We start from the raw sequence: 25,001 nt of genomic DNA, 5'->3' as shown, positions 1-25,001 counted from the left end.
CTCTGGGCCGTTCCTGTCTGAAAGGCGAGGGCGGCCCTCAGCGCCGCTCCGCCACCACCAGGAGCCCGGGCACTGGCTGCCCGCGATCCTGCCGCGAGCTGACGGGCTCGACGATCAGGGGAACGAAGCCCGTCTCGTCCAGCCTCTGTCGCAGCCAGGCTTCCGCATGCGCGAACCGCCGATCCGCGCCGACGACGACGCCTTCGCCGTCATGGTTCTGCACCGTGAAGGCGAGGAGGCCGCCAGGCTCCAGCACGCGCGCACTCTGGGCGAAGCACGGTGCGAGCTCTCCGACATAGACGAAGACATCGGCCGCGGTCACGAGATCCGCGGAATGGTCGGCCCGGCTGGTGAGGAAGCTCGTCAGCCCCCCCACGGCGAGCTTGTCGTAGAGCGGCGTGCCGGCCGGGGTGGTCTTGCTGCGTGCGCGCTCGATCATGCGGGAGGAGAGGTCGCAACCGGCAAGGAAGCCGCATTGTTCGCGGATCGCCGCGCCCATCAGCCCGGTTCCGCAGCCGAGATCGTAGACCGTATCGAACCGGAAGGGCCGGCCGGCGTTGCTGCAGCACCGGATCAGCGCCGCCTTCAGCGCGGCGGGAGCTTTGTATTGCAGGGTCTCGGTCAGGTGGTTGTCGAAACGGTCGGCATAGGCATCGAACAGGGCACCGGAGAAGTTCTCCGAGGTCGCCTCCTCCGCCGGCAGGGCACCGATGCGGGCAAGGTCGAGGCGTGCGCCGAAATGATCGGCGGGATCGAGATCGAGGCATTGCCGCCAGGCGGTCGCGGCATCTTCCTTGTGGCCGAGCGCTTCCTGTGCCAGCCCATAGAGATGCCAGGCCGCGGTGAAATGATAGGCTTGCGCCACCGTCTGATCGAGGATCTCGACTGCGGCTTGCGGATCGCCATCCTCCAGCGCGGCTTTGGCTCGGCCATAACGGCGGTCGAGCACGGGATCGCCGGAGCTGGCGAAGTGCATGGGCGGATCCTCGGAGGCTGGGCTCGCGGGTCTAGAGCAGTGCGAAGCGAAGCGAAATTCGTCTTTCGCAGCAGTCCCGCCTCTTTTTCGATGAGCGTGCGACCTGTCGCCCGCCCCGCAACGCCGCCGCGCAGAGGAGCATGACGCTGGCCAGTCCGAGCGCCCGCTGGCGCCACTCCGAACTTCTGCTGCCGACGCCGGCCGGGCTCTACTGTCCCCCGGCCGACATCCACATCGATCCCGTTCGCCCGGTCGCGCGGGCGCTGATCACCCATGGGCATTCCGATCATGCGCGGGCTGGCCACGGGGCCGTGCTGGCGACGCGGGAGACGCTCGCCATCATGGCCCTGCGCTATGGCGAGGGCTTCGCCGCGACGCAGCAGGTCGCCGAGCCCGGCGAGATCATACGGATCGGCGAGGTCGCGTTTCGCTTCGCGCCGGCTGGCCATGTCCTGGGTTCGGCCCAGATCGTGGTCGAGAGCCGCGGGCTGCGCATCGTTGCTTCCGGTGACTACAAGCGCGAGCGCGATCCGACCTGCGCCTGCTTCGAGGTCGTGCCCTGCGACATCTTCATCAGCGAGGCGACCTTCGGCCTTCCGGTGTTCCGCCACCCGCCGGCCGATGGCGAAATCGCCAAGCTGCTGGAATCGGTCAGGCTCTTCCCGGAGCGCACGCATATCGTCGGGGCCTACTCGCTGGGCAAGGCGCAGCGCGTGATGGCGTTGATCCGCGAGGCCGGCTACGAACGGCCGATCTATATCCACGGCGCGGTCGAGAAGCTGACCGAGTTCTACCAGGCGGAAGGCATTCCGCTCGGCGAGATCCGCAAGGTCGCCGATTTCGACCGCAAGGCGCTGGGCGGCGAGATCGTCATCTGTCCGCCGAGCGCGACGCAGGACCTCTGGGCGCGCCGCTTTCCCGATCCGGTCACCGCCTTCGCCTCGGGCTGGATGCGTATCCGCGCCCGGGCACGGCAGAAGGGCGTCGAGCTGCCGCTGGTCATCTCCGACCATGCCGGCTGGGACGATCTCCTCGCCACCATCCGCGACGTCCAAGCCGGAGAGATCTGGGTGACCCATGGCGAGGCCGAGGCGCTCGTCCACTGGTGCGGCACGGCGGGCCTGAGGGCGAAGCCCCTGCATCTCGTCGGCTATGGCGACGAGGGCGAGGCCGATCCCAAGGAGGAGGTCGCCGATGCCGCGATTTGAATGGTCCAGTCCTCGTCCTGAGGTGCCGCGAAGCAGCGTCTCGAAGGATGAGGGCTTGGCGCGTAGACTAGCGCGACGCCGCGACGACCGGCCGGGCGGGCGCGGCCATGCCGACCATCGCATTCGCCATGTCGCGGGCGAGGCAGTCATAGCCGGCGTCGCTCATATGGAAGCCGTCCGTCCAGAGCGCCGCCTTGAAGGCTTCCGCGTCGGCACGGTGCCATTCGCGCATCGCCTCGTAGCGGCTGAAGACCGGCACCGCTTCGCGCCGGGCGACCGCACCGACGGCCTCGACATAGGCGCCGTAACGCTGTGGGTCGCGGATCGAGGGGAAGAACTGCGGATCGAGGAGCGCGAGCGCCGGTCCGGCCTCGCGGACCATGGCGATGCCGTCGCCGATCATCGCCTTGAAGGCCTCGATGTCGCCGCCCCGGACGGCATCGTTGGTGCCGACCTGCCAGATCACCAGATCGTAGCCGCGGGCGGAGAGCGCGTCCTTGAGCCGGGCGAGGGTCTGCGGCGCGGTCTCGCCGCCGATGCCGGCATTGACGATTTCGATCTTCGACTTCGGCCAGGCCTTGGTCAAAAGCGCCTGCAGGCGTGCGGGATAGGTCCGGTCCGTCGCGCTGGCGCCGACGCCCTCCGTCGAGGAGGAGCCGATGGCGAGGATCGCGAGCGGCTGGCCCTGTGCGATCTTGGCGGAGAGGGGGGCGAGCGCCACATTCGAGCGCACGATCGGCGTCTCGCGGCAGGAGAAGCTCGCCGCCTGCGCGGGGGCTCCCACCGAAAGCGTTGCAGCGATAACAGGCAAGGCAAGCAACCGCATCGCGGCACGCATCGGCATGGCTCTCCCTTGTGCGACTCCGCCGGTAAGGTTTCGTTCATGAATGGTGGCTGAACGATGCGCAGCACTAAGCCTAAAGTTACGGGGTGTGTCGGGAGGGCGGCGGTATGAACCGCTTCGCCTGGCTGCTGGACCGCCTTGCCTATGAGCCGCGCCGCAACGCCAAGCTCGCGCTGATCACCGATTATCTGCGCAGCACTCCCGATCCCGACCGCGGCTACGCGCTGGCGGCGATGACCGGCGGCCTCGCCTTCCGCAACGCCAAGCCGGGCTTGATCCGCGCGCTGGTCGCCGAGCGCACGGACCCGTTGCTGTTCGGCCTGTCCTACGACTATGTCGGCGATCTCTCGGAGACCGTCGCCTTGATGTGGCCGGCCCGGCACGGCGCCAATGCGGTGCCGCATCTGCCGGAGGTGGTCGAGAGCCTGCGCGAGGCCGGCAAGACCGACCTGCCGCGCCTCGTCGCGGGTTGGCTCGATGCGCTCGACGAGACCGGGCGTTGGGCCTTGCTCAAGCTCATCACCGGGGCGCTGCGCATCGGCGTTTCGGCCCGCCTCGCCAAGACGGCCGCCGCCAATCTGGGAGGCGTGCCGCCCGACGAGGTCGAGCAGGTCTGGCACGGGCTGGAACCGCCCTATCGCGAGCTCTTCGCTTGGCTGGAGGGGGTGGGCCCTCGGCCCGAGGCGCGCGATCCGGCGCCGTTTCGCCCGGTGATGCTCTCGCATCCGATCGAGGACGGCGATTTCGACAGGCTCGACCCGGCCGAATTCTCGGCCGAATGGAAATGGGACGGCATCCGGGTCCAGGCGGTGAGCGGCCGCAAGGCCGACGGCAGCCGCGTGACGCGCCTCTATTCGCGCACCGGCGAGGATATCGCCGGGGCCTTCCCCGATCTCGTCGACGAACTGACGCTGGATGGCGCGCTTGATGGTGAATTGCTGGTGATGCGTGAGAGCGCGGTGCAGAGCTTCAACACGCTGCAGCAGCGGCTGAACCGCAAGACCGTCACCGCGAAGATGCTGGGCGAGTTCCCCGCCCATATCCGCGTCTACGACCTGCTGGCGGATGGCGAGGAGGATATCCGCCATCTGCCGCTGGATGAACGGCGCGGCCGCCTCGAAGCGTTCCTGTCCCGCCTTGCCAGCGTCCGTTTCGACCTTTCTCCCGAAATCCCCTTCGCCTCATGGGAGAAGCTGACGGCCGCACGCTCCGATCCCGCGTCGGCCGGGGCGGGCGCCGATGCGGAGGCGGTCGAAGGCTGCATGATCAAGCGGCGCGATTCGCCTTACCTGCCGGGCCGCCCCAAGGGCTATTGGTGGAAGTGGAAGCGCGATGCGCGCCTGGTCGATTGCGTGCTGATGTATGCCCAGCGCGGCCACGGCAAGCGCTCCTCCTTCTATTCGGACTACACCTTCGGCGTCTGGCGCGTGGCGGCGGAGGGCGGCGAGGAGCTCGTGCCGGTCGGCAAGGCCTATTTCGGCTTCACCGACGAGGAACTGATCGAGCTCGACAAATATGTGCGCAAGAACACGGTGAATCGCTTCGGCCCGGTGCGCGAGGTCACGCATGAGGCGCAGGCCGGCCTCGTCTTCGAGGTGGCCTTCGAAGGCTTGCAGCGCTCGACCCGGCATAAATCCGGGCTCGCCATGCGCTTTCCCCGCATCAGCCGCATCCGTTGGGACAAGCCGCCGCGCGAGGCCGACCATATCGAGGTTCTGGAGGCGCTGCTGCCGACCAATGTCTGAGCCCGAGCGACTTGCAGCCTTGCGCTCGCGATGCTTGTGATCGCGTCTGCGCCTGGGGCAAAATGTCCGGATCGGACAAGGGGAGTGGTGCGATGAGCAAGCAGCCTTCGACGCGGATCGTCATCGCGGACGATCATCCGCTGTTTCGCGGCGCATTGCGCCAGGCCGTCTCGCACGCCATCGGCGGGGCGGAGGTCAGCGAGGTCGGCTCGCTCGAGGCCCTGACCGAGGCGCTGACCGGCGGCGGCGATGCCGATCTCGTCCTGCTCGACCTGACCATGCCCGGCGTCCAGGGCTTTTCCGGCCTGCTCTTCCTGCGCGCCGACCATCCCGAGATCCCGGTCATCGTCGTCTCGGCCAATGACGACCCGGCCGTGATTCGCCGCTGCATCGAGTTCGGCGCCCTCGGCTTCCTGCCCAAGACGGCCGATGTCGCCCAGATGGGCGAGGCGATCCGGGCCGTGCTCGACGGCGGGGTCTGGACGCCGCCGGGCGTCGATCTCGCGGCGCCGGTCGATGCCGAGGTCGCCGACATGGTGCGCCGTCTCTCGACGCTGACGCCGCAGCAGGTGCGCGTGCTGATGATGTTGTCAGAGGGTTTGCTCAACAAGCAGATCGCCTATGAGCTCGGGGTTTCCGAGGCGACGGTGAAGGCGCATGTCTCGGCGATCCTGACCAAGCTCGACGTCGACAGCCGCACCCAGGCCGTCATCGCCGCCTCGAAGATCGCCGGCACCGCCTGGGCGACGGCCGGGGCCTCCGCGACGGGGTAGGGGCTGGCGAGCCGGCTTCGCGTTCAGGCACCGTTCAAGCGCGGTGGATTTCAGGTTAAGACGGGTACGAACCGCCCCGGCGATGCTCCGGGGCGTGCAACAGGATGGCCAGCGCTTCCATGGAACGGTTTCTCGGCGGCTCGCCGCTCAGCGTCCTCGTCCGCCTGATCTTCATCTCGCTGCTGGTCGGCGCGGCCATGGCCTTCCTCGGCTTGTCGCCGCAAGGCCTGTATGAGTCAGCCGCGCGCTTCATCCGCTCGATCACGGGCCTCGGTTTCGGCGCCGTGCGCGAGGTCGGGCAATGGATCATCGCGGGTGCGTTGATCGTGGTGCCGCTCTGGCTGCTGCTGAGGCTCTTCGCTGCGCGGAAGTGAGTTGAGCGGCCGTCATTCTCGGGGCGCCCGAACGCGAACCCCGAATCTATGAACGCGACCTCGTTCCAGCTGTCGTCATGCTCGCCTTTGTGGCGAGTATCCACGTCTTGAACACGATCTGAGGGAAGACGTGGATGGTCGGGACAAGCCCGACCATGACGGCATGGCTCTCGCGCCTTACAACCCCTCGCCACGGGCGATCGCAGCGGCGTCGCGTCCGACCAGCGCCGTGAGGCGCGTCAGCCCGGCGCGGCGCGCCTGCGCGGCGAGGCCGAGCTTGACGTCCTTGGTCAGCGCCGGCCCCTTGAACACCATCGCCGAATAGAACTGCACCAGCGTCGCGCCGGCCCGGATCTTGGCGAAGGCCGTCTCGGCCGAATCGACGCCGCCGACGCCGATCAGTGGGAACTGCCCTTCGACGCGCAGGAAGGACTCGGCCAGGATGCGGGTCGAGGCGGTGAAGAGCGGCTTGCCGGAGAGCCCGCCCGTCTCGGCCTTGGCCGCGCTGCGCAGGCTGGCCGGGCGCGTGACCGTCGTGTTCGAGACGATCATGCCGTCGATGCCGCGCTTGCGGGCGACCGCGACCATCCCGTCGAGCTCGGGCATGGTGAGGTCCGGGGCGATCTTGACGAGGACGGGCGTGCGCTTGCCGCCGGCGGCCGCCTCGTCGCGTGCCACCAGCGTGCGCGCCACGAGGTCGTCGAGCGCGGATTCGGCCTGCAGGTCGCGGAGGCCCGGCGTATTCGGCGAGGAGACGTTGATCGTCAGGAAATCGGCGAGCGGAGCCAGCCGGCGGGCGAGGACGGCGTAGTCGGAGGCCCGGTCGGCCGATTCCTTGTTGGCGCCGAGATTGACGCCGACCAGGCCGCCGCGGCCGCGACGGGCCTCGAGCCGCCTGGCGACGGCGTCCATACCTTCGCTGTTGAGGCCGTAGCGATTGATGACGGCCTCGTCCTCCGTCAACCGGAAGACGCGGGGCCGCGGGTTGCCGGGCTGCGGCAGCGGCGTGACCCCGCCGACCTCGACAAAGCCGAAGCCGAGCCCGAGCGCGCCGTCGATCGCCTCGGCGTTCTTGTCGAAGCCGGCGGCGAGGCCGACCGGATTCGGGAAGTGGAGGCCGAAGGCTTCCGTTGCCAGAACCGGGTCGTCGGCGGCGGGCTTCAGGGACGGCGCCGCGGCGAGCGCAGCGACCGTCAGGCGATGCGCCGTCTCCGCATCCATGCGATGGATCAGCGGCCGGGCGAGGTTGAACAGGCTGCCGATCATGCGAGATCCTCCGGGATGGCGTGGTGGCCGTCGGCCTTGCGCGGCAGCGGGGCTACCCACCGGACTGCGCGCGGGTCGAGCGGGGCGTAGAGATGCGGGAACAGGGCGCCGCCGCGCGAGGGCTCGTAGCGCAGCGCCGGGCCGAGCCGCGAGTCCTCGACGGCGACGAGCAGCAGCCCGTCCTGCCCGGCGAAATGCTTCGCCGCCGTTTCGGCGAGCTGCGCCGCCGTCGAGAAGTGGATGTAGCCGTCGGCGAGGTCGACCGGCGCGCCGTCGAAGCGGCCTTTCCCCTCCGCCTCTCGCCAGAGGGCGGCAGGGCATATCTTGTAGATCAGGGGCACCGGTAATCTCGCACGCACATGTCGGGCACCGGCTTAAACACTGGCAGGAGGTTTCCGCAAGCGGCAGCCGGAATGTGGCGAGAATCGGATTGAAATCTCACATGATAGGGTATATTTCCTATATTCGATCCCCGCCGAACGGCAAGAGCGAAGCGAGGCCCGTGCGATGCTGTCACATGACCAGATCTGGGGGGCGATCGACACGCTCGCCCAGCGCTACGGATTCACCGCTTCGGGGCTGGCGCGCAAGGCCGGCCTCGACGCCACCACCTTCAACCGCTCGAAGCGCGTCGGCCCGGACGGGCGCGAGCGCTGGCCCTCGACCGAATCGATCGCCAAGATCCTGGCGGCGACGGGGGCCTCCCTCGACGAATTCATGAGCGTGGTGCTGCGCCGGGGGCCGGCGCCGGCCCGCACCATCCCGTTGATCGGCTTCGCCCAGGCGGGATCGGGCGGCTTCTTCGACGATGGCGGCTTCCCGGTCGGCACCGGCTGGGAGGAGGTCGCCTTTCCCGGCGTGGCCGACGAGAAGGCCTATGCGCTCGAGATTTCCGGCGATTCGATGCTGCCGCTCTATCGGGACGGCGACACCATCATCGTCTCGCCGACCGCGACTGTGCGGCGCGGCGACCGCGTGGTGGTCAAGACCGTGGAGGGCGAGGTGCTGGCCAAGCAGCTCAAGCGCCAGACGGCGAAGACCGTCGAACTCGCCTCGCTCAATCCGGAGCACCCGGACCGGGTGCTGAATCTGGGCGAGATCGCCTTCATGGCGCGGGTGATCTGGGCGAGCCAGTAGGTGCTGCGCTAGTGGCCGTTGCTCCGCCGCAGCGGTAGCGTGACCTTGAAGACCGCGCCGCTGGTGGCGGGCTCGAGCTCGATCGTTCCGCCATGGAGACGGACCAGCTCGGCGGCGACGGCGAGGCCGAGGCCGGTGCCGCCCGGTGTCACCGAGCCCCGGAAGGCCTGGAAGAGGTTGGCGCGCGCCCGCTCGGGTACGCCGGGTCCGTTGTCGATGACCCGCAGCGCCACCGAGCCGTTCACGTTCCCGCCGGCCACCGTCAGCAAGGGGCGGTCGCCTTCCTCCGCCCCCGCCTGCGTCAGCGCCTGGACCGAGTTTCGCATCAGGTTGGTCAGGACCCGTGCCATCTGGTCTGGGTCGCAGGGGGCGACCAGCTCGGCCGGGACATTGTTCTCGAAGCGCAGCCGCCCGTCGCCGGGCAGGCCGAGCATCTCCGCCTGCTCGGCAACGAGCTGGCGCAGCCCGACGTCGCGGATGACCGGCGTCGCCTCCGCCGCGCGGCCATAGGCGAGGGTGGCCTGGCAGAACTCGATCGCCCGCCCCAGCGTCGCGATCAGCCGCGGCGCGAAGCGGCGGATCTTGGCGTCGCGCGTCTCGATCAGTTGATCCGACATGAGCTGCGCCGCAGCCAGCATGTTGCGCAGGTCGTGATTGATCTTGGAGACCGCCAGGCCGAGCTCGGCGAGGTGCTTCTTGGTCCGCAGTTCCTCGGCGAGTGTCGCCTCCATGCGGGCGAGCGCGCGCTCGGCCTCGCCGATTTCGTCGGCGCGCAGCGAGGGCGTGATGATCCGCTGCGGATTCTCGGGCTCCGCCTCGAATTCCATGACGTTGGCGGCCAGATGCCGGATCGGTCCGATGATCAGCGCATTGAGCGCGATATAGACAGCGAGTGCGGTCAGGCCCGTGATCAGCAGTGAGATCAGCAGCAGGCTCCAGGAGAATTTCAGCATCGCCCGGCGCAGCGGCGCCTCGTCGATCACGATCTCGACGAAATCGGCGCCGCCGACCGCCTCGCCGACGACGCGGATCGGCATGGTCGCGGGGGCGATCAGCACGGCGACCGCCTCCTTGATCGCGTTCACCCAGTGGAGATCGCGCAGATCGACCGAGCGGGAGACCTCCGGCGGCGGCATCGAGTCGAGGCTGAGGAGCCGCCTTGCGCCGCCGACGCGGGCCGCGATCGCCCGGGCGCCGACGCCCATCAGCAGCCGGTTCTCGCTGCCTTCCGGCAGTCCATCCTCGGGCGCGCCCTCCAGCACCAGCGCCGCGACCTGCGCGGCGGCGATCCGGTCGTGCAGCCAGTTGCGCCGGAAATTCGCGATGGACGGCAGGTAGATCAGCACCTCCGCCGCCATGACGAACAGCACGGTGACGAGCAGCAGCTTGGCCGACAGGCCGAGGCGGGTCAGGCCACGCGGCTGACTGATCGACAGGTTGTTCCTGGGCAGGCCGGGCTGATGCATCGACACCAATCTTAGCCGAAGCGGCGCAGAAAGCCGATCAGCCGGCGCAGGCGCGGGTCGGTGGTCGAGGCCATATGGGTGGAAAGTGCCGCGCGGCGCGAGGCGTCCGCGCGGGAGAGCGCGGGCATGACGACGTCGGCCATCTCGGCAAGGGTCATTCCGGCCTTGGCCGCCACGCACCAGGGGGCGATCAGCTCGCCGGCGCCGTCTGCGACGATGGTGACGCCGAGGATGCGGCCCTTGCGGTCGGCGAAGAGCTTGACGAAGCCCTCCGCCTCGCCGGCGGCGCGGGCGCCGGCCGCTTCCGCGAAGGGCCAGCGCAGCACCTGGAGCGCGCCGGCCTTGGCCCGCGCCGCGTCCTCCGCCAGGCCGATCGCGGCGATCTCGGGCCGGCACCAGGCGACGCGCGGAACCTGCGTCGGCTCGATCCGAACCGGCAGGCGGAACAGGATGCTGCGCAGGACCAGGCCGGCATGGTCGTCTCCCGCCTGGTCGGCGCCCGCTTTCGCAGCGCCGCCCGCGCAGGCTCCGAAAGCGTAGACATGTCGGTTGGCGGTGCGCAGACCCTTGTCGACGGTGATGCCGGTGGCGTCGTGGCGGATCCCGGCGAGCTCGAGGTCGAGCGCGGCGATCTCCGGCTGCGGCACATCGCTGACCAGCAGATGCGTGCCGTCGATGACGACCTCGCCCGACGGTCCGGAGATAACCAGGCGCAGGCCCGCGCGGCTGCGTTCCGCTCGGATCGGCTCGCTGCCTTCGTGAAGGGCGAGTCCCTCGCGCAGCAGGCGGCGTCGAACCAGTGTCGCAGCCTCGTCGTCATGCTCCGGCAGCAGCTTCTCCGGGGCGACCAGGGTGGCCCTGCCGCCGAGGCGGTGCAGCGCCTGCGCCAATGCGACGGCGGTCGCGTTGCCGCCGAGAACGACCGGCCGCTCCGGCAGGCGCGTCAGGTCGGACAGCGCGTCCACGTCGAGGCAGGGGACGGTTGCGAGTCCCGGCAGCGCGGGCGGCCGAGGGCGCGCGCCGGTGGCGATGACGAAGCGCCGCGCCTTGATGGGCTGGTTTTCGACCATGATGGTGCTGCGGCTGGCGAAGCGCGCCTCGCCGCGGATGATTCTGATCCCGAGGGCGGCGAGGCGCTCCTCGCTGTGATTGGCCGTGTCCGCCGTCAGAGTGCGCTGGATATGGTCGCGGAGCTGGGCCGGGCTCGTCTGCGGCGCCTCGGCTGTGAGGCCGAGCCGGCCCGAGGCCCGCATCGCCTGCGCCGCGGCTGCCGCCTCGACCAGGGCCCGCGTCGCCAATGGGCCGGAGCCACCGCCCAGCCGGTCCTTCTCGACGAGAACGACCGATACGCCGAAGGCCGCCGCCGCCGTCGCCAGCGCGATGCCGCCGGCGCCTGCGCCGACGACACAGATGTCGGGTGTCAACGCGGCGGGTTTCGCCGCCTTGGCCGTGCCGTCGCTCACCGGATGTCCCGCTTCGCTCTCGTTCCCTTCGCTGATGCGTCGGCCGGCGGGCGGAATCAAGGCCGAACGGCGCTTAAGTCCGCCGGAGGCACTATGTCGCGCGTCAGGCGACGCTGCGCTTGCCGTTGGGGCCCTTGATCGTCACCAGCGGCGTGGGCCGGCCGAACAGGAAGCCCTGGGCGCGATGGGCGCCGAGCAACTGGACGGCGATGCGCTGCTGCTCGGTCTCGATACCTTCGACGACGACGTTCATCTGCAGCCGGCGGGCGAGCTGGCAAACGGCCTCGATGACGGCCTTCGACGCCTCGTTGGTGTGGACCTCGCGCGAGAAGCTCTGGTCGATCTTCACCTGTGCGAAGGGGTAGGTCGAGAGATAGGCGAGCGAGGAATAGCCGGTGCCGAAATCGTCGAGCGCGAAGGTCACGCCCAGGGCCCGCAATTCGTCGAGCACCGAAAGCGCCAGCTTGCTGTCCTCGATCAGCAGCGATTCCGTGACCTCGAGCATCAGCCGCCGGGATTCGAGATGGGAGGTGATGAGCGCCTCCTTCACGGTGTTGACGATCCGCCGCGGCTCGCGGAACTGCAGCGGCGAGACGTTCACCGAGACGCTGATGCCGGGCTCCCAGCTCGCCGCGTCCTTGCAGGCCTGGCGGATCGCCCAGTCGCCCATCGCCGCGATCAGGCCGGACTGCTCGGCGATCGGGATGAAGACGTTGGGCGGAACCAGGCCGCGGGTCGGGTGGCGCCAGCGCATCAGCGCCTCGCGCGAGACGACTTCCTGCGTCTTCAGGTCGATGATCGGCTGGTAGTAGAGCTCGAGCGTGCCGTCCGTGCAGGCCTTGCGCAGGTCGATCTCGATTTCGTGCCGTTCCAGCATCTCCTCGGCCATGGCGGGGTTGAAGAACATCAGCGTGTTCCGCCCGGCCGACTTGGCCTTGTAGAGCGCCGTGTCGGCGTGACGCAGCAGGTCGGCGGGGGTGCCGCCGTCATGCGGCGCCATGGCGATGCCGACGCTCGCCGTCACATAGACCGTCTTGCCCTCGACATCGAAGGCGCGGGTCATCGCATTGATCATGCGCTGGGCGATCGCGGTCACTACGGTATGGTCGGCCGAGGGCAGGATCAGCAGGAACTCGTCGCCGCCGAACCGGGCCAGCATGTCGTTGCTGCGGATCGCGCCGCGCAGGCGGCTGGCGGTCTCCATCAGCACATGGTCGCCGATGTCGTGGCCGAGGCTGTCATTGACCTGCTTGAAGCCGTCGAGATCGACATAGAGCAGTGCGAAGGCCTCGCCCGTGCGCTCGAGCCGTGCGAAGGCGTCGGCGATCTGCGTGTTGTACTCGAAACGATTGGCCAGGCCGGTCAGCTCGTCGAAGCGCGCCATCTGCTCTATGCGCGCCTCGGTCGCCTTCCGCTCGGTCGCATCCTCGGTGAGCATCAGGATGCCGCCTTCGGCGGCGGGCGCGAAGGTCACGACCAGCACCAGACCGCTGCGGGTGACGACCTCGTGGCTCGTGGCCTGCTGGGTGCTCTGCACCGTGGTCAGCGCTGTGCGTATGGCGCGCAGCTGGTCCTGGCTGATCACCTGCCGCTCGACCAGGAAGCGCGCGATCGCCGTCAGCGGCGTTCCCGGCAGGGCCAGCGTCTCGGGCAGGCCGTACAGGGTGCTGTGAGGCGCGTTGCTGACCGCGAGCTTGAGGCTGCGGTCGAACATCGCGAGGCCGTCGATCATCGTATTGAGCGCGGCGTCGAGCGTGAGGTTCTGCGAGTGCAGGGCGGAGGCGAGCGCCTTCGACTGCTTGGTCGCGTCGCTCAGCGCCAGCAGGTTCCGGTGCAGCGAGTTCGTGATCGCGATGTTGGCCGCCACATAGAGGAAGGCGAAGTAGCCGATATAGCGATAATAGGGGTTATGGGCCGCGATCAGGCCGATCGCCATCGGAATGCAGAAGGTCAGCAGCTGGACGGCGACGAATTTCGGACGTCCGGCATTGCGGGCGACATAGCCCGAGGCCAGCGCGATGGTCGAGGACACGGAGGTGATGTGCGCGGCCGGGTCGTCGGTCTGGACCAACGCGACATAGCAGCTGTAGCCGAGCACCGCGCTGAAGACGGTGGCGCCGAGGAAATAATCGCGGTCCCAGCGCCGGGTCTGCGCATAGCTGTCATTGGCATGGTTGCGCCGCCGATAGGCGACGACGGTCATCAGCCGCAGGATGACGATGAGCGTCACCAGGATGGTGAGGCTCATGAAGATGTCCATGCCGGTCGAGAGCCAGCACAGGAACGGCGTGAGGATCCCGGCGATGCCGCCGGGGATGATCGACGCCGGGGATGAGAACAGCGAGCTGACCAGCAGCGAGTAGCCGGTCAGGTCGACGGAGTCGTCCTGCTCGCGCCCGCCGGCCATGGATCGCTTCAGCGCGCCCGCCATCTACTCCTGCCTTCGCCGCATGCGCGGCCCTGCCCGCGCGGTCCAAACCACACGACAGCAAAGGTTTCTATGGCAGCAGAGGTAAATGCTTCGTGTGAATCGATCGCGACGAAAGACTACTGACGTCGATTATACCGTCGTCAGGTGTCGCTGGTAGACGCGCGCCAGCATGCGGTCCTGGGTCTGGGCGATACGCTGCAGCTTCGAGATCGCGCTGGGGCTGAGCCGCAGCATGCAATCCGTCCAGATCTGCCCGAGATGGGTCAGCTCCTCGCGCAGGTCGCCGGAGCGCCGGTTGAAGGCGGTGAAGAGGGCCGTCTTGGCGGCGTGGATCGGCAGCGCATCGCTGCAATATTTGCGGATCCAGGATTCGCCGGTCCCCGCCGGAACGACCGCTTCCAGGCCGCCCGCGGCCATGAATTCCGCGGCGCTCATCTCCTCGCCCGAGAGCAGCATCTGCTCGGCTGCCCGCTGCCCCATCCGCCGCGACAGGATGGCGACGGCCGTGATCGGGAAGTGGTTGAACTTGATCTCCGGGTAGACGAACGAGGCCTGCTCCTCGGCGATCATCACATTGCAGGAGCGCGGCGCGTCGATGCCGCCGCCGATCGCCTTGGCGTGGATGGTCGAGAGGGTGATCACCAGGCCGTTGAGGCCGCCCGAGTTCCAGATCGCGCCTTCCGCCGAGAGGCGGGCATATTCGGTCAGCGACGCGCGGTCGTTCTTCGCCAGGCAGTCCAGATAGAAGTCGAGGTCGCCGCCCAGCGTGAAGAACGGGCCGGTTCCGCGGAAGGCGAGGAACCGAACCGGGGCGCGGTGATACTGATCGGGAGCGCCCCATAGCGCGACGATCGCGCTCTGGATCTTCACCAGGCTGTCGAGCAGCTGCAGCGTGAAGACCGGCTTCAGCTCGGGCCGGATCGTGACCCAGAGCGTCTTGATCTCCGGTTCGTAGGCGATCTCCACCTCCGGCAGGAAGCCGGCCTTGTAGCGGATCGCATCGATGACCTCGCAGCTCTCGAGCAGGGCAGGCGCGACGGTTTCGGCTCCGATCTTCAAGGACTGCAACATGACGCTACCCCGGAACTCCCTGATGCCGGCAGCCTAAACGAGCTTAACAAAGTGTAAACACGTTCAACCGGAAATGGTTAATAGGATTAATCTTTCTCGGATAACCGTACGTCAGCTCCAGGCCTTTGCGCCGGCTCCGGGCCGCTCTCAGGCAAGTGCCAGGCCTGCTGGTGCGGACGGGGATCGGGACACAAAATTTCGATGGCGGCGCGTCGCAGGACACAAAGTGGCGCTGCGGGGGCTTTGAAGCGCTGCGAAGATGGAGGGGCGGAAATCCGGCCGGTCGGGTGCCCCGTATTGGCACAGCCGGTCCGGTGCATCCCGGGACAGTGCCGTCGGTCGGCGGCGCTTGTCCGGAAACGGATGTGGGTCTAACCATAGCGCCGCGAATTCGCCGCGTTCCCGCGTTCAAACACCTAGGTCGCAGACACCCACGCCGAGCTGATGCCGTGACCCGCCAGACAGCCGAGGACGAGAAGCAGGCGCGCCTTGCCGCCGCGCTCCGCGAGAACCTGAAGCGCCGCAAGGCCCAGGCCCGCGCTCGCCGCTCGGAAGAGGCGGCAGCGCAGGAGCCGGTGCCCCCCGTTCAGGCCGAAACTTCCCGGTCCTGACTTCCCTTAATTCGACGGGCCGCCGGGTCTTCCGGGCCGGCCGAGCAGGACCTGACGATGGACAAGATCCGCATCACCGGCGGCCAGCGCCTCAACGGCGCGATTCCGATCTCCGGGGCGAAGAACGCCGCCTTGCCGCTGATGATCGCGAGCCTGCTGACGGACGAGACGCTGACGCTGACCAATGTGCCGCGCCTGTCGGACGTGACCGCGCTCTCGCGCATCCTGTCGAACCACGGCGTCGACCGCACCGTCGCCGGCAAGCGCATCGGCCAGTCGGCCGAGACCGGCCAGAACATCTCGCTGACCGCACGCCAGATCGTCGACACCTGCGCGCCCTATGAGCTGGTCTCGACCATGCGGGCGAGCTTCTGGGTGATCGCGCCGATCCTGGCCCGCATGGGCGAGGCCAAGGTCTCGCTGCCCGGCGGCTGCGCCATCGGCACGCGCCCGGTCGATCTTCTGCTGATGGCGCTCGAGAAGCTCGGCGCCGAGATCGTGATCGAGAACGGCTACGCGCTGGCGCGTGCGCCCAAGGGGCTCAAGGGCGGCGAGATCGTCTTCCCGAAGGTCACGGTCGGCGGCACGCATACCGCGCTGATGGCCGCCGTCCTCGCGCAGGGCACCACCGTCATCGAGAACGCCGCGCGCGAGCCCGAGGTCACCGATCTCGCCGCCTGCCTCGTGAAGATGGGCGCCAAGATCGAAGGTGCCGGCACCTCCCGCATCGTGGTGACCGGCGTGTCTCGCCTCGGCGGTGCGCATCATGCCGTCCTGCCGGACCGGATCGAGACCGGGACCTACGCCATGGCCGTGGCCATGACCGGTGGCGACGTCATGCTCGAAGGCGCGCGCGCCGATCTGCTGCAATCCGCTCTCGACGTCCTGACCAGGGCCGGCGTCGAGATCAACGAGACCAATGAGGGCATCCGCGTCCGCCGCAACGGCCACGGCATCGACGCGGTCGATATCGACACCGATCCCTTCCCCGGCTTCCCGACCGACCTGCAGGCGCAGTTCATGGCGCTGATGACCAAGGCCAGGGGCACCTCGCGCATCCGCGAGACGATCTTCGAGAACCGCTTCATGCATGTGCAGGAACTCGCCCGCCTCGGCGCGAAGATCCGGCTCGACGGCGATGTCGCCCATGTCGAGGGTGTCGCCAAGCTCACCGGCGCGCCGGTGATGGCGACCGATCTGCGCGCTTCGGTCTCGCTGGTCATCGGTGGGCTTGCTGCCGAGGGCGACACCACCATCAACCGCGTCTACCACCTCGACCGCGGCTTCGAGGCGCTGGAATCCAAGCTGACCCGCTGCGGCGCGGTGGTGGAACGCATCAGCAGTTGAGTCTCGACAGTTGATTTTCCCGGGGCGGCTCGTCAGAACGGGATCATGTCAGACGATGCCGCCGACCCGCTGAAGCTCATCGCGCTCGATGCCGACGATCTCGCGATCGTCTCGGCGCATCTTCAGGATGCGGTGCTCAAGGCGGCCGACCTGGTCTATCTGCCGGCCGAGAAGCGCTTCGCGCTCGCGCTGCGCCGCTTCGACTGGGAAGGCGCGCAGCATGGCCGGCGCCGGCGCCGGCTGGCGGCACTGCATTTCGACCGGGTGCTCGCGGTGCGCAGCGCCAAGCTCGACAAGAACGACCCGGACAAGGTGCTGAACCTCCTCGCCATCACCTTCGACCAGGGCGAGGACCCGGCCGGCGACGTGACGCTGCACTTCTCGGAAGGCGCTGCCATCCGTCTCTCGGTCGAATGCGTCGAGGCCCAGATGAAGGATCTCGGCCCGGTCTGGGAAGCGGTGGCGACGCCGGGGCATCCCGACGGCGCCTGAGCGCGGCCGGCCATTTCTCGCGACGATTGCCAGGGACAACAGCGATGCCGATCAGGCTCGACGACAAGGATGCACGCTTCGCCGATGGCTTTGCGGCGCTGCTCGCCGCCAAGCGCGAGGTCTCGGAGGAGGTCGATCGCGTCGCCGCCGACATCATCGCCGCGGTGCGCGAGGGGGGCGATGCCGCGCTCATCGCCTACACCAGCCGCTTCGATGCTCTCGATCTGACGCCGCAGACCCTGCGCGTCAGCGAGGCCGAGATCGACGCCGCCGTTTCCACCTGTTCCGCCGAATTGCTGGCGGCGCTGGAAACCGCGCGCGACCGTATCGCCGCCTATCATGAGCGTCAGAAGCCGGCGGATTCCTGGGTGAAGGACGCGGCCGGCGTCGAGGCCGGCTGGCGCTGGAGCGCGATCGAGGCCGTCGGCCTTTACGTGCCCGGCGGCACGGCGAGCTATCCGTCCTCGGTGCTGATGAACGCGATTCCGGCCAAGGTCGCCGGCGTGCCGCGCATCGTCATGGTCGCGCCCACGCCGCGCGGCGAGACCAATCCGCTCGTTCTCGCCGCAGCCCGGCTTGCCGGCGTCGACGAGGTCTATCGCATCGGCGGCGCGCAGGCCGTCGCGGCCCTGGCCTATGGCACGCCGAGCATCGCGCCCGTCGCCAAGATCGTCGGCCCCGGTAATGCCTATGTCGCGGCGGCCAAGCGCCGCGTCTTCGGCCAGGTCGGCATCGACATGATCGCCGGCCCCTCCGAAGTCCTGGTGATCGCCGACCGCACGGCCAATCCGGACTGGATCGCGGCCGATCTGCTGGCGCAGGCCGAGCATGATGTCTCGGCCCAGTCGATCCTGATGACGGACGATGCGGCGCTGGCGTCCGAGGTCGAGAAGGCGGTCGCAGCCCAGCTTGCGACGCTGCCGCGCGCCGAGATCGCCGGCAGGAGCTGGCAGGAGTTCGGCGCGGTCATCCTGGTCGCCGATCTCGAGGCGGCCGTGCCGCTGGTCGACCGACTCGCGCCGGAGCATCTCGAGATCATGACGGCAGAGCCGGAGCGGCTCGCGGGGCTGATCCGCAATGCCGGGGCGATCTTCCTCGGCGGCCATACGCCGGAGGCGATCGGCGACTATGTCGGCGGCCCCAACCATGTGCTGCCGACGGCGCGCTCGGCCCGTTTCTCGTCGGGCCTCGGTGTCGGCGACTTCATGAAGCGGACCTCGCTGCTGAAATGCGGCCCGGAAGGCTTGCGCGCGCTCGCTTCGGCCGCGACGCAGCTCGCCGAGGCCGAGGGGTTGCAGGCGCATGGCCGATCCGTGACGATCAGGCTCAATCTCTGAGCGTCGCGAAGCGGGCGGCGCTGCGGCAGGAGGAGCGATGTCCGACGTCTCCACTTCCAACGGGCAATGCCTGGTTGGCGTCACCCTCGACGAGAATTCGCTCGGGCGCGGTTCGCCCGACCAGGAGCACGAGCGCGCCGTCGCCATCTACGACCTGATCGAGCGCAACCGATTCGCCGTGCCGGAGCACGATGGCGGCCCCTATCTCGCCCATCTCGCCATGGTCGAGCGCCGCCTCGTCTTCGAGATCAAGGCGGCGGACGGATCCCCCGTCGTCACGCATCATCTCTCGCTCAGCCCGTTCCGTCGCATCATCAAGGACTACGAGCTCGTCTGCGAGAGCTACTATGCCGCGATACGGACCGCGACGCCCGCGCAGATCGAGGCGATCGACATGGGCCGGCGCGGGCTGCACGACGAGGCCGCTGGCCTGCTTGCGGAACGGCTCGCCAACAAGGTCGAGATCGATTTCGACACGGCGCGCCGTCTCTTCACGCTGATCTACGCCCTGCACTGGAAGGGCTGATGCGTTTGGAGCCCAAAGTATCTTCAAGCGATGGGGAGACCGGTTCGCGTGAAGACGCTGCGGAGAATGCGCCGTCTCTCCCGCGCAAGGTCCAGAGCGTGCTGTTCATGTGCGCGATGAATGCCGTGCGCTCGCCGATGGCCGAGGCGCTGGCCAAGCATTTCTTCGGCAAGTCGATCTACGTCCAGTCGGCCGGCGCCCGGAAGGGCGAGCCGGACGGCTTCGCGCTCGCGGTCCTCGACGAGATCGGCATCGACCTGAGCCGGCACAGGCCGAAATCGATCGAGGAGCTGGAGGAGTGGGAGGGTCTCAACTTCGACCTGATCATCTCGCTCTCGCCGGAGGCGCATCACAAGGCACTGGAACTGACGCGGACCCATGCCGCCGAGGTCGAATACTGGCCGACCGTCGATCCGACCCTGTTCCAGGGCTCGCGGGAGCAGAAGCTCGATGCCTATCGCGAGGTTCGCGACGGGCTGATGCGGCGGATCAAGACGCGCCTGCAGCGCTGAGGCCCTTACCGCACCAGCACCGCCCCGCCACAGCGCACGCCGGTGACCCAGCTATCCGCCTGGCCGAGCCCGATTCCCAGCGTCCCGAGCAGCCCGTTGAGGATTTGGTCGAGCGGCGTCGCGGCGGTGGCGACGATGCCGCCCACCAGCCCCTCGAGGCCGGGCAATCCGATTCCCAGCCCGAGCGCCTCGACCTCCAGCTGGAGATCGCCGATCAGCCGTCCGAGCAGCGTGGCGACGAAGTTCTGGGTCGAGGTCGTCTTCTTGTCGCCGCGCTGGATCTCGGCGTACCTGAAGCTGACGCTGGTCTCGGCCAGGTTGGTCATCGTCACATGGGCGCGGGCGGTCACCTTGGCGAGGCCGGCAACGTTGAGCAGCGTCGCGGCCGGCGGCCGTGGCGCCGCCGTGAAATTGTTGAACTCGGCCATCGAGACCTGCCCGATCCAGGCATCGACCAGCGCCGGCGTGACGCCGAGCGTCACCCGCGAGGTCGAGACATCTCCCGGCGAGCATTGCAGGCCGGTGAGGCGCGCCGTGGCGGCGGCGAGTTCCAGATAGAGCGGTAGCCGCACCACCGCCGCCGCGCCCGAGCCGAGCAGATCGACGGTCAGGAGCAGGCGGGTCTGGGCGGTGTGGACGCTCGTCCCGGCCCGTCCCACGCGCACGAGGCTGGTCCCGACCGGCCGCTCGCCGATGCCGAGCTTGAGCGAAGCGGCGGCGATGCCCGGCAGGTTGAGATTGAGGCCGAGATCGATCTGCCAGTTGCCGTTGGAGATCTGGGCGACGGCGGAGACGATGTCGAGCGCGGTCAGCGAAGCGGCGATCGGCTTTGGACCGGCGATCGGCTTGTCGCCGGACGGGCCGAAGGAGATCAGGGACGGGAGATTGACGGGCAGGCCGCTCGCCGAGGCGGCGGCGAGGCGGCCGAGCGCGGCGGTCGCGGTGGCGCTGCGCGTGTCATGGTCGCGCGAGGCATCGACGATGGCCGCGAGCACGTCGCCGAGGCGAACATTCGCCTTCAGCACGTCGTCATAGGTCACTGCCGTCAGGTTGAGCCTGGTGGCCAGGTGGCGGGAGAAGTCGAACAGGTCGACGCGGGCCTTGATGAGGGCGTCGTAATCCATCACGGACAGCGAGACGCCGCCGCCGAGCAAAGCGCTCAGCAGGCTGTTGAGCAGGCCGCCATCGAGCTTGAGCAGGCGGGAGCCGACCGCGAAGGAGGCCTGGGCGTCCTGGAAGGCGACGGCGCTCGATCCGATCGGGACCTCGCCGCTGACGCTGGCCAGCACCGGCCCCTGCGACGGGGCCGCGGCCTGCACCGGTTTCGTGACGACGGTGGAGGCGGAGAGGACCCGGCCGAGCAGCAGCGGCGTCGTGGTCCCCATATCGATCCTGACCGCATTGGCGGTCGTCGCCGGGCCCGGCACGAAGCGCGCTTCCGGCGGCTTGCCGGGGTCGGGGGTATAGATGCCGGGTTGGAGGGAGCGGATGTTGCTGCCGGCGAAGCCGTTCTGCGTCACGCTCGCCTGAGCGGCCGCCTGAGCGCGCGGGATGTCGCTGGCGGCGGCCAGCGCCGCGAGGTCGTTGGCGGTCTGGAGCTTGCGCTTCTCGAAGTAAAAGCTGCCGACATCGACGGCCATGGCGCCGAAGCCGAAGAGCGCCATGATCGAAATGGCGAAGACAATGGCCGCGCCGCCCTTCTGGTGATCCGCGAAAATCCTGAGCCTGCTCATCCCGGGTCTCCAGCCTGAAATCTCGGATAGTCGTTCAGTATCCGCCGCGCTGGACGACCGCGCGGCGCTCGATCAAGGGAGGTGGCAGGGAAACCAGCCGGCTCAGTTCGCCGTAGACCGAGCCGCCCATGTCGTAGGAAACGGCGACCTCGAAGTTCTGCAGTTGCGGGCCGGTCTGGCTGGTCGTGACCCGCAGCTTCGTCGGGTCGATGAAGGCGTAGGATGTGGCGTTGGCCGCGACATAGGCCCGTGCGATCTGGGCGCGTTCGGCGTCGCTGATCCCCGACACCGACGAACGGGCCGCTTCGGCGGCGATCTGCTGGACGCCGTGATAGACGCCGAAGACGTAGCCGAAACCCATGATGCCGAAGAGCAGCAGAAGGAGGATGGGGGCGATAAAGGCGAACTCGATCGCGCTCGTTCCATCCTGGTCGCGGGCGAGGTGGGGCAGTGCGTGCAGCATAGCCAATCCCCAGCAAGGACAACAATCTCAGGTTGTGACCTGGCCCGTTGACGAAGGGTAAATGGCGCGCCCGGGTTGGAGCCGTCCTTAAGAAGCAGCCAAGGGCTTAAGCGAAATTTTACGGAGCTGCGCTTGCTTTGCCGCAGCGCGGCCGTCTTCCAGAATGGTTTCTTTCCATGCCTTCCAAGTGCCTTCCGGGATCGGAAGCGGTCCGCGAGGAGCGCTTGTCTCTCGGTGGCGGCCTGCTGATTGCTGCTGCCTGCCTGTTCATCAGCCTCGGTGCGCTCGCGAGCCTGCCGCGTCCGGCCATGGCGTCCGAGCCGATCGCGATCGTCTTCCCGCCCTGGACCGGCCGGGCCAGCGCGATCGCTGCGAGCTTCGAGGCTGGCCACCATGTACTGCGGAGCGGCCGGCTGGCCTCGATCGTCGTCGTCTCGCCCGCTACCGCGCATGAAAGGCCATCCCTGCCGCAAGGTGCCTGGTTTTCCCTGACCTTGGCGGGGCTCGCCGGTTGCCTCGATGCGGCCGGCGCGGCGGGGGACCTGTCGTGATCTGGTCCCTGTCGCTGGTTCGCCGCCGGGTGGCCCAGGCCCTGCTGACCCTGGGGCTGATCCATGTGCCGCTGCTGGCGCTCTGCTTCTGGGCAAACGGCATTGCTGGGGCGGTGCCGGTGGCGATCGCGGCTGTGGCGGCGCTGGGGGCCGTGCTGGTCTACCGGCTGGCCGGGCCCGCCATCGTGACCCAGCAGGTCATCGCGGTCGTTCTGATCGGGCAGGTCTCGATCCTCGTGTTCGGCTTTGCCGGCCATCCCTGGCAGCCCGACATCCACATGTATTATTTCGCGGTGCTGGCGCTGCTGGCGGGCTTCTGCGACTGGCGCCCGATCGTGACGGGCGCGGCCTTGACGGCGCTGCACCATCTCGCCCTGCAATATGTGCTCCCGGCCGCGGTGTTCTATCAGGGTGGAAGCCTGCTGCGCGTGTTGCTCCATGCCGTGATCGTCGTCATCGAGACCTCGTTCCTCGCTGTGTTCGCGGTCGTCCTGCAGCGCATGTTCGCCGTCAACGAGCAGAACCTCGCCCGGGCGCAGGCCGTCGCCGAGCGGGAACGCATCGCCGGCGAGAAGGAGCGCAATCTCGCAGGCGAGCTCGTTCGCAGGGCCGAGATCCTGCGCGCGGCGGTCTCAAGCTTCCATGCGCAGATGGAGCAGGCCATGGCGGTGCTCGACCACTCCGCCGAGGCGATGAAGAGCGAGGCGGGGGCCCTGACCGAAACGGCCGACCATGTCCGCCGGCAGACCGCGCTGGTTTCGGATTCGGCGGCGGGCACCATGGAGAGCATCGATCATCTCTCGGCCGCCAGCACGGAACTCGTCGCCTCGATCGGCGAGATCGGCCGCAATGCCGGCCATTCGGCCGAGGGCTCGAAATCGACCGCGACGCTGGCGCGCCGGGCCGGCGCCGAGATCGAGAATTTGGCGCATAGCAGCGAGAATGTCGGCGCGGTGGTCGAGATCATCCGCGGCATCGCGGCGCAGACCAGCATGCTCGCCCTCAACGCCACCATCGAGGCGGCGCGCGCCGGCGAGATGGGGCGCGGCTTCGCCGTCGTCGCCAGCGAGGTGAAGACCCTCTCGGCCCAGACGGCGAAGGCCACCGACGAGGTCTCGCATCAGATCGGGGCCATGCAGCAGGCCTCGCAGCGCTCGCTCAAGGCGATCCGCGACATCGTCGCGGCGATCGGCGAGGTCGAGAGCGTCGCCGATGCGATCGCGCTTTCGGTCGGCGAGCAGAGCCGCGCCACGGCCGAGATCGCCCATCAGGTCCGGCTGTCCTTCGAAGGGGCGCAGCGCAGCGCCGATGTCGCCGGCGGCTTCGAGGTCATGACCCGGCAGGCTCACGGCGCCGCGCAGCAACTCGAGGGCGCTGCGACCGCGCTCGCCCAGCAGGCGCAGGACATCCGCCGCGAGGTGGCGAGCTTCTGCAATCGGGTCGCGGCCGCCTGATCTACCAGTGGCGGCCGGGGCCGACCGGGCCGATGCCGAGGAAGACGCCGAGGCTGGCCGCGATATCGGCGAAGCTCTCGCGCCGGCCGAGCGGCTCGGGCGCGATGCCGGGCCCGAAGGCGAGGATCGGCACATGCTCGCGCGTGTGGTCGCTGCCTCTCCAGCTCGGGTCGTTGCCGTGATCGGCCGTGATCACGGCGATGTCGCCCGGCTTCAGCACCGCCTCGATATGCGGAACCAGCCGGTCGAACGCCTCCAACGCGGCCGCATAGCCCGGTAGGTCGCGGCGATGGCCGTACTCGGTATCGAAGTCGACGAGGTTGACGAAGCAGAAGCCGCCGTCGGGCAGGGCGTCCCAGGCTTCCAGCGTCGCCTCGACCATCGCCGCATTGCCGAAGGGCTTGATCTCTTCGCCCGTGGCGCGATGGGCGAAGATGTCGCCGATCTTGCCGATGGTGACGACCTTGCGGCCCTTCTGCGTCAGGCGGTCGAGGATCGTCTCGTCCGGGGGCGGTATGGCGAAATCCTTGCGGTTGCCGGTGCGGGTGAAACCCTCCTCCGGCGAGCCGACGAAGGGGCGCGCGATCACGCGGCCGATCCGCAAGGGGTCGACCAGCCCCCGCGCGAGCTTGCAGAGGGCGTAGAGCCGGTCGAGCCCGAAATGCTCCTCATGCGCTGCGATCTGCAGAACGGAATCGACCGAGGTGTAGCAGATCGGCTTGCCCGTCCGGATATGCTCGGGCCCGAGCTCCTCGATGATCGCGGTGCCCGATGCGTGCTTGTTGCCGAGGATGCCGGGCAGGGCGCCTTCCTTGACGATCCCGGCGACGAGCTCGGCCGGGAAGGAGTTCTCGAGATCGGTGAAGTAGCCCCAGCGGAAGGGTACCGGGCAACCGGCGATCTCCCAATGGCCGGACGGCGTATCCTTGCCCTGGCTGACCTCGACGCCGTAGCCCCAGCGTCCTTGCGGCTGCGCCGGCCTGGCGACGCCGGCGAGCGGCCGACCGGTCGAGGCTTCGCAGGCATGAGCGAGGCCGAGCCGGGCGAGGTTCGGCAAGTTGAGCGGTCCGCTGCGCAGGCCCTCGCGATCACCGCGGCCTTCCGTGCAGGCCTCGGCGATGTGGCCCAGCGTGTCCGAGCCGGCATCGCCATAGGCCACCGCATCGGTCGCGCCGCCGCAACCGACCGAGTCCAGCACGATCAGGAGCGCGCGCGCCATGA

General features: G+C 68.6%; 24 protein-coding genes. 13 read left to right on the top strand and 11 right to left on the bottom strand.

Going from position 1 to position 25,001, the window contains the following annotated elements:
* Positions 1-37: 37 nt before the first annotated feature.
* A complete protein-coding gene (locus B5Y19_RS09815; RefSeq protein WP_055728800.1) occupies positions 38-976 on the bottom strand; it encodes a class I SAM-dependent methyltransferase in 939 nt (312 codons plus the stop codon).
* A gap of 140 nt (positions 977-1,116) precedes the next feature.
* On the opposite strand from B5Y19_RS09815, the gene B5Y19_RS09810 reads away from it, so the two are divergent.
* Positions 1,117-2,184, top strand: coding sequence for a ligase-associated DNA damage response exonuclease (locus tag B5Y19_RS09810; RefSeq protein WP_055728799.1), 1,068 nt, complete (start codon positions 1,117-1,119; stop codon positions 2,182-2,184).
* A gap of 67 nt (positions 2,185-2,251) precedes the next feature.
* On the opposite strand, the gene B5Y19_RS09805 is transcribed toward B5Y19_RS09810, so the two are convergent.
* Positions 2,252-3,028, bottom strand: a complete 777-nt coding sequence (locus tag B5Y19_RS09805; protein ID WP_055728798.1) for an SGNH/GDSL hydrolase family protein — start codon at positions 3,026-3,028, stop codon at positions 2,252-2,254.
* Between the two features lie 107 nt (positions 3,029-3,135).
* Between B5Y19_RS09805 and B5Y19_RS09800 the strand changes: the two genes are divergently transcribed.
* The 3 genes from B5Y19_RS09800 (at position 3,136) to B5Y19_RS09790 (ending at position 5,920) form a co-directional block, all read left to right on the top strand.
* Entirely contained in the window at positions 3,136-4,773 is a 1,638-nt protein-coding gene (locus tag B5Y19_RS09800; protein ID WP_055728797.1) for a cisplatin damage response ATP-dependent DNA ligase, read from the top strand.
* A gap of 92 nt (positions 4,774-4,865) precedes the next feature.
* The gene (locus B5Y19_RS09795; RefSeq protein WP_055728796.1) at positions 4,866-5,546 is read left to right on the top strand and encodes a response regulator; all 681 of its coding nucleotides are present in this window, start codon (positions 4,866-4,868) and stop codon (positions 5,544-5,546) included.
* A 119-nt stretch (positions 5,547-5,665) separates the two neighbouring features.
* Positions 5,666-5,920: a DUF6460 domain-containing protein gene (locus B5Y19_RS09790; RefSeq protein ID WP_244555542.1), complete on the top strand. Its 255-nt coding sequence runs from the start codon at positions 5,666-5,668 to the stop codon at positions 5,918-5,920.
* 177 nt (positions 5,921-6,097) lie between these two features.
* Here the strand turns inward: B5Y19_RS09790 and B5Y19_RS09785 are convergent, their stop codons facing one another.
* A complete protein-coding gene (locus tag B5Y19_RS09785) occupies positions 6,098-7,186 on the bottom strand; it encodes a quinone-dependent dihydroorotate dehydrogenase (protein ID WP_079591396.1) in 1,089 nt (362 codons plus the stop codon).
* Positions 7,183-7,527 carry a DUF952 domain-containing protein gene (locus tag B5Y19_RS09780; protein ID WP_055728793.1) on the bottom strand — a complete coding sequence of 115 codons (345 nt, stop codon included), beginning with the start codon at positions 7,525-7,527 and terminating at the stop codon, positions 7,183-7,185. The genes B5Y19_RS09785 and B5Y19_RS09780 overlap by 4 nt, the downstream gene beginning before the upstream one ends.
* Before the next feature lie 166 nt (positions 7,528-7,693).
* Between B5Y19_RS09780 and B5Y19_RS09775 the strand changes: the two genes are divergently transcribed.
* The gene (locus tag B5Y19_RS09775; protein ID WP_055728792.1) at positions 7,694-8,323 is read left to right on the top strand and encodes a S24 family peptidase; all 630 of its coding nucleotides are present in this window, start codon (positions 7,694-7,696) and stop codon (positions 8,321-8,323) included.
* 8 nt (positions 8,324-8,331) lie between these two features.
* On the opposite strand, the gene B5Y19_RS09770 is transcribed toward B5Y19_RS09775, so the two are convergent.
* The 4 genes from B5Y19_RS09770 to B5Y19_RS09755 form a co-directional block, all read right to left on the bottom strand.
* Positions 8,332-9,789, bottom strand: a complete 1,458-nt coding sequence (locus B5Y19_RS09770) for a sensor histidine kinase (RefSeq protein ID WP_055728842.1) — start codon at positions 9,787-9,789, stop codon at positions 8,332-8,334.
* Between the two features lie 11 nt (positions 9,790-9,800).
* Positions 9,801-11,252, bottom strand: a complete 1,452-nt coding sequence (locus B5Y19_RS09765) for an FAD-dependent oxidoreductase (protein ID WP_176168601.1) — start codon at positions 11,250-11,252, stop codon at positions 9,801-9,803.
* A gap of 103 nt (positions 11,253-11,355) precedes the next feature.
* Positions 11,356-13,659, bottom strand: coding sequence for a putative bifunctional diguanylate cyclase/phosphodiesterase (locus B5Y19_RS09760; RefSeq protein ID WP_176168600.1), 2,304 nt, complete (start codon positions 13,657-13,659; stop codon positions 11,356-11,358).
* A 153-nt stretch (positions 13,660-13,812) separates the two neighbouring features.
* A complete protein-coding gene (locus B5Y19_RS09755) occupies positions 13,813-14,754 on the bottom strand; it encodes an enoyl-CoA hydratase-related protein (RefSeq protein ID WP_055728789.1) in 942 nt (313 codons plus the stop codon).
* A gap of 449 nt (positions 14,755-15,203) precedes the next feature.
* Here B5Y19_RS09755 and B5Y19_RS26090 point away from each other — a divergent pair, with 449 nt between their 5' ends.
* From B5Y19_RS26090 to B5Y19_RS09730, 6 genes are all read left to right on the top strand, one after another.
* Positions 15,204-15,365, top strand: a complete 162-nt coding sequence (locus B5Y19_RS26090) for a hypothetical protein (RefSeq protein WP_176168599.1) — start codon at positions 15,204-15,206, stop codon at positions 15,363-15,365.
* 57 nt (positions 15,366-15,422) lie between these two features.
* Positions 15,423-16,712, top strand: a complete 1,290-nt coding sequence (murA, locus tag B5Y19_RS09750) for a UDP-N-acetylglucosamine 1-carboxyvinyltransferase (protein ID WP_055728788.1) — start codon at positions 15,423-15,425, stop codon at positions 16,710-16,712.
* Positions 16,713-16,757: 45 nt separating this feature from the next.
* Positions 16,758-17,204: a DUF2948 family protein gene (locus tag B5Y19_RS09745; RefSeq protein WP_055728787.1), complete on the top strand. Its 447-nt coding sequence runs from the start codon at positions 16,758-16,760 to the stop codon at positions 17,202-17,204.
* Positions 17,205-17,248: 44 nt separating this feature from the next.
* Complete coding sequence (hisD, locus tag B5Y19_RS09740) at positions 17,249-18,541, top strand: histidinol dehydrogenase (protein ID WP_055728786.1); 1,293 nt, start codon at positions 17,249-17,251, stop codon at positions 18,539-18,541.
* A gap of 37 nt (positions 18,542-18,578) precedes the next feature.
* The gene (locus tag B5Y19_RS09735; RefSeq protein ID WP_055728785.1) at positions 18,579-19,067 is read left to right on the top strand and encodes a UPF0262 family protein; all 489 of its coding nucleotides are present in this window, start codon (positions 18,579-18,581) and stop codon (positions 19,065-19,067) included.
* Positions 19,068-19,174: 107 nt separating this feature from the next.
* Entirely contained in the window at positions 19,175-19,579 is a 405-nt protein-coding gene (locus tag B5Y19_RS09730) for an arsenate-mycothiol transferase ArsC (protein WP_055728841.1), read from the top strand.
* Between the two features lie 5 nt (positions 19,580-19,584).
* Here B5Y19_RS09730 and B5Y19_RS09725 read toward each other — a convergent pair whose 3' ends face one another.
* Complete coding sequence (locus B5Y19_RS09725) at positions 19,585-21,312, bottom strand: pilus assembly protein TadG-related protein (RefSeq protein ID WP_079591393.1); 1,728 nt, start codon at positions 21,310-21,312, stop codon at positions 19,585-19,587.
* Positions 21,313-21,346: 34 nt separating this feature from the next.
* Positions 21,347-21,775 (bottom strand): TadE/TadG family type IV pilus assembly protein, encoded by a 429-nt coding sequence (locus B5Y19_RS09720; protein WP_055728783.1) that lies wholly within the window; start codon positions 21,773-21,775, stop codon positions 21,347-21,349.
* Between the two features lie 224 nt (positions 21,776-21,999).
* Between B5Y19_RS09720 and B5Y19_RS09715 the strand changes: the two genes are divergently transcribed.
* Together B5Y19_RS09715 and B5Y19_RS09710 are read left to right on the top strand one after the other, a co-directional pair.
* Entirely contained in the window at positions 22,000-22,326 is a 327-nt protein-coding gene (locus B5Y19_RS09715) for a hypothetical protein (RefSeq protein WP_055728782.1), read from the top strand.
* A complete protein-coding gene (locus B5Y19_RS09710; RefSeq protein WP_079591392.1) occupies positions 22,323-23,780 on the top strand; it encodes a methyl-accepting chemotaxis protein in 1,458 nt (485 codons plus the stop codon). The genes B5Y19_RS09715 and B5Y19_RS09710 overlap by 4 nt, the downstream gene beginning before the upstream one ends.
* 1 nt (position 23,781) lies before the next feature.
* Here B5Y19_RS09710 and B5Y19_RS09705 read toward each other — a convergent pair whose 3' ends face one another.
* Positions 23,782-24,999 carry a phosphopentomutase gene (locus B5Y19_RS09705; RefSeq protein ID WP_055728780.1) on the bottom strand — a complete coding sequence of 406 codons (1,218 nt, stop codon included), beginning with the start codon at positions 24,997-24,999 and terminating at the stop codon, positions 23,782-23,784.
* Between the last annotated feature and the right edge of the window lie 2 nt (positions 25,000-25,001).

This window comes from Allobosea thiooxidans (assembly GCF_900168195.1).
GTDB classification, from domain to species: Bacteria; Pseudomonadota; Alphaproteobacteria; order Rhizobiales; family Beijerinckiaceae; genus Allobosea; species Allobosea thiooxidans.
This window is presented reverse-complemented; position numbering and strand designations above follow the sequence as displayed.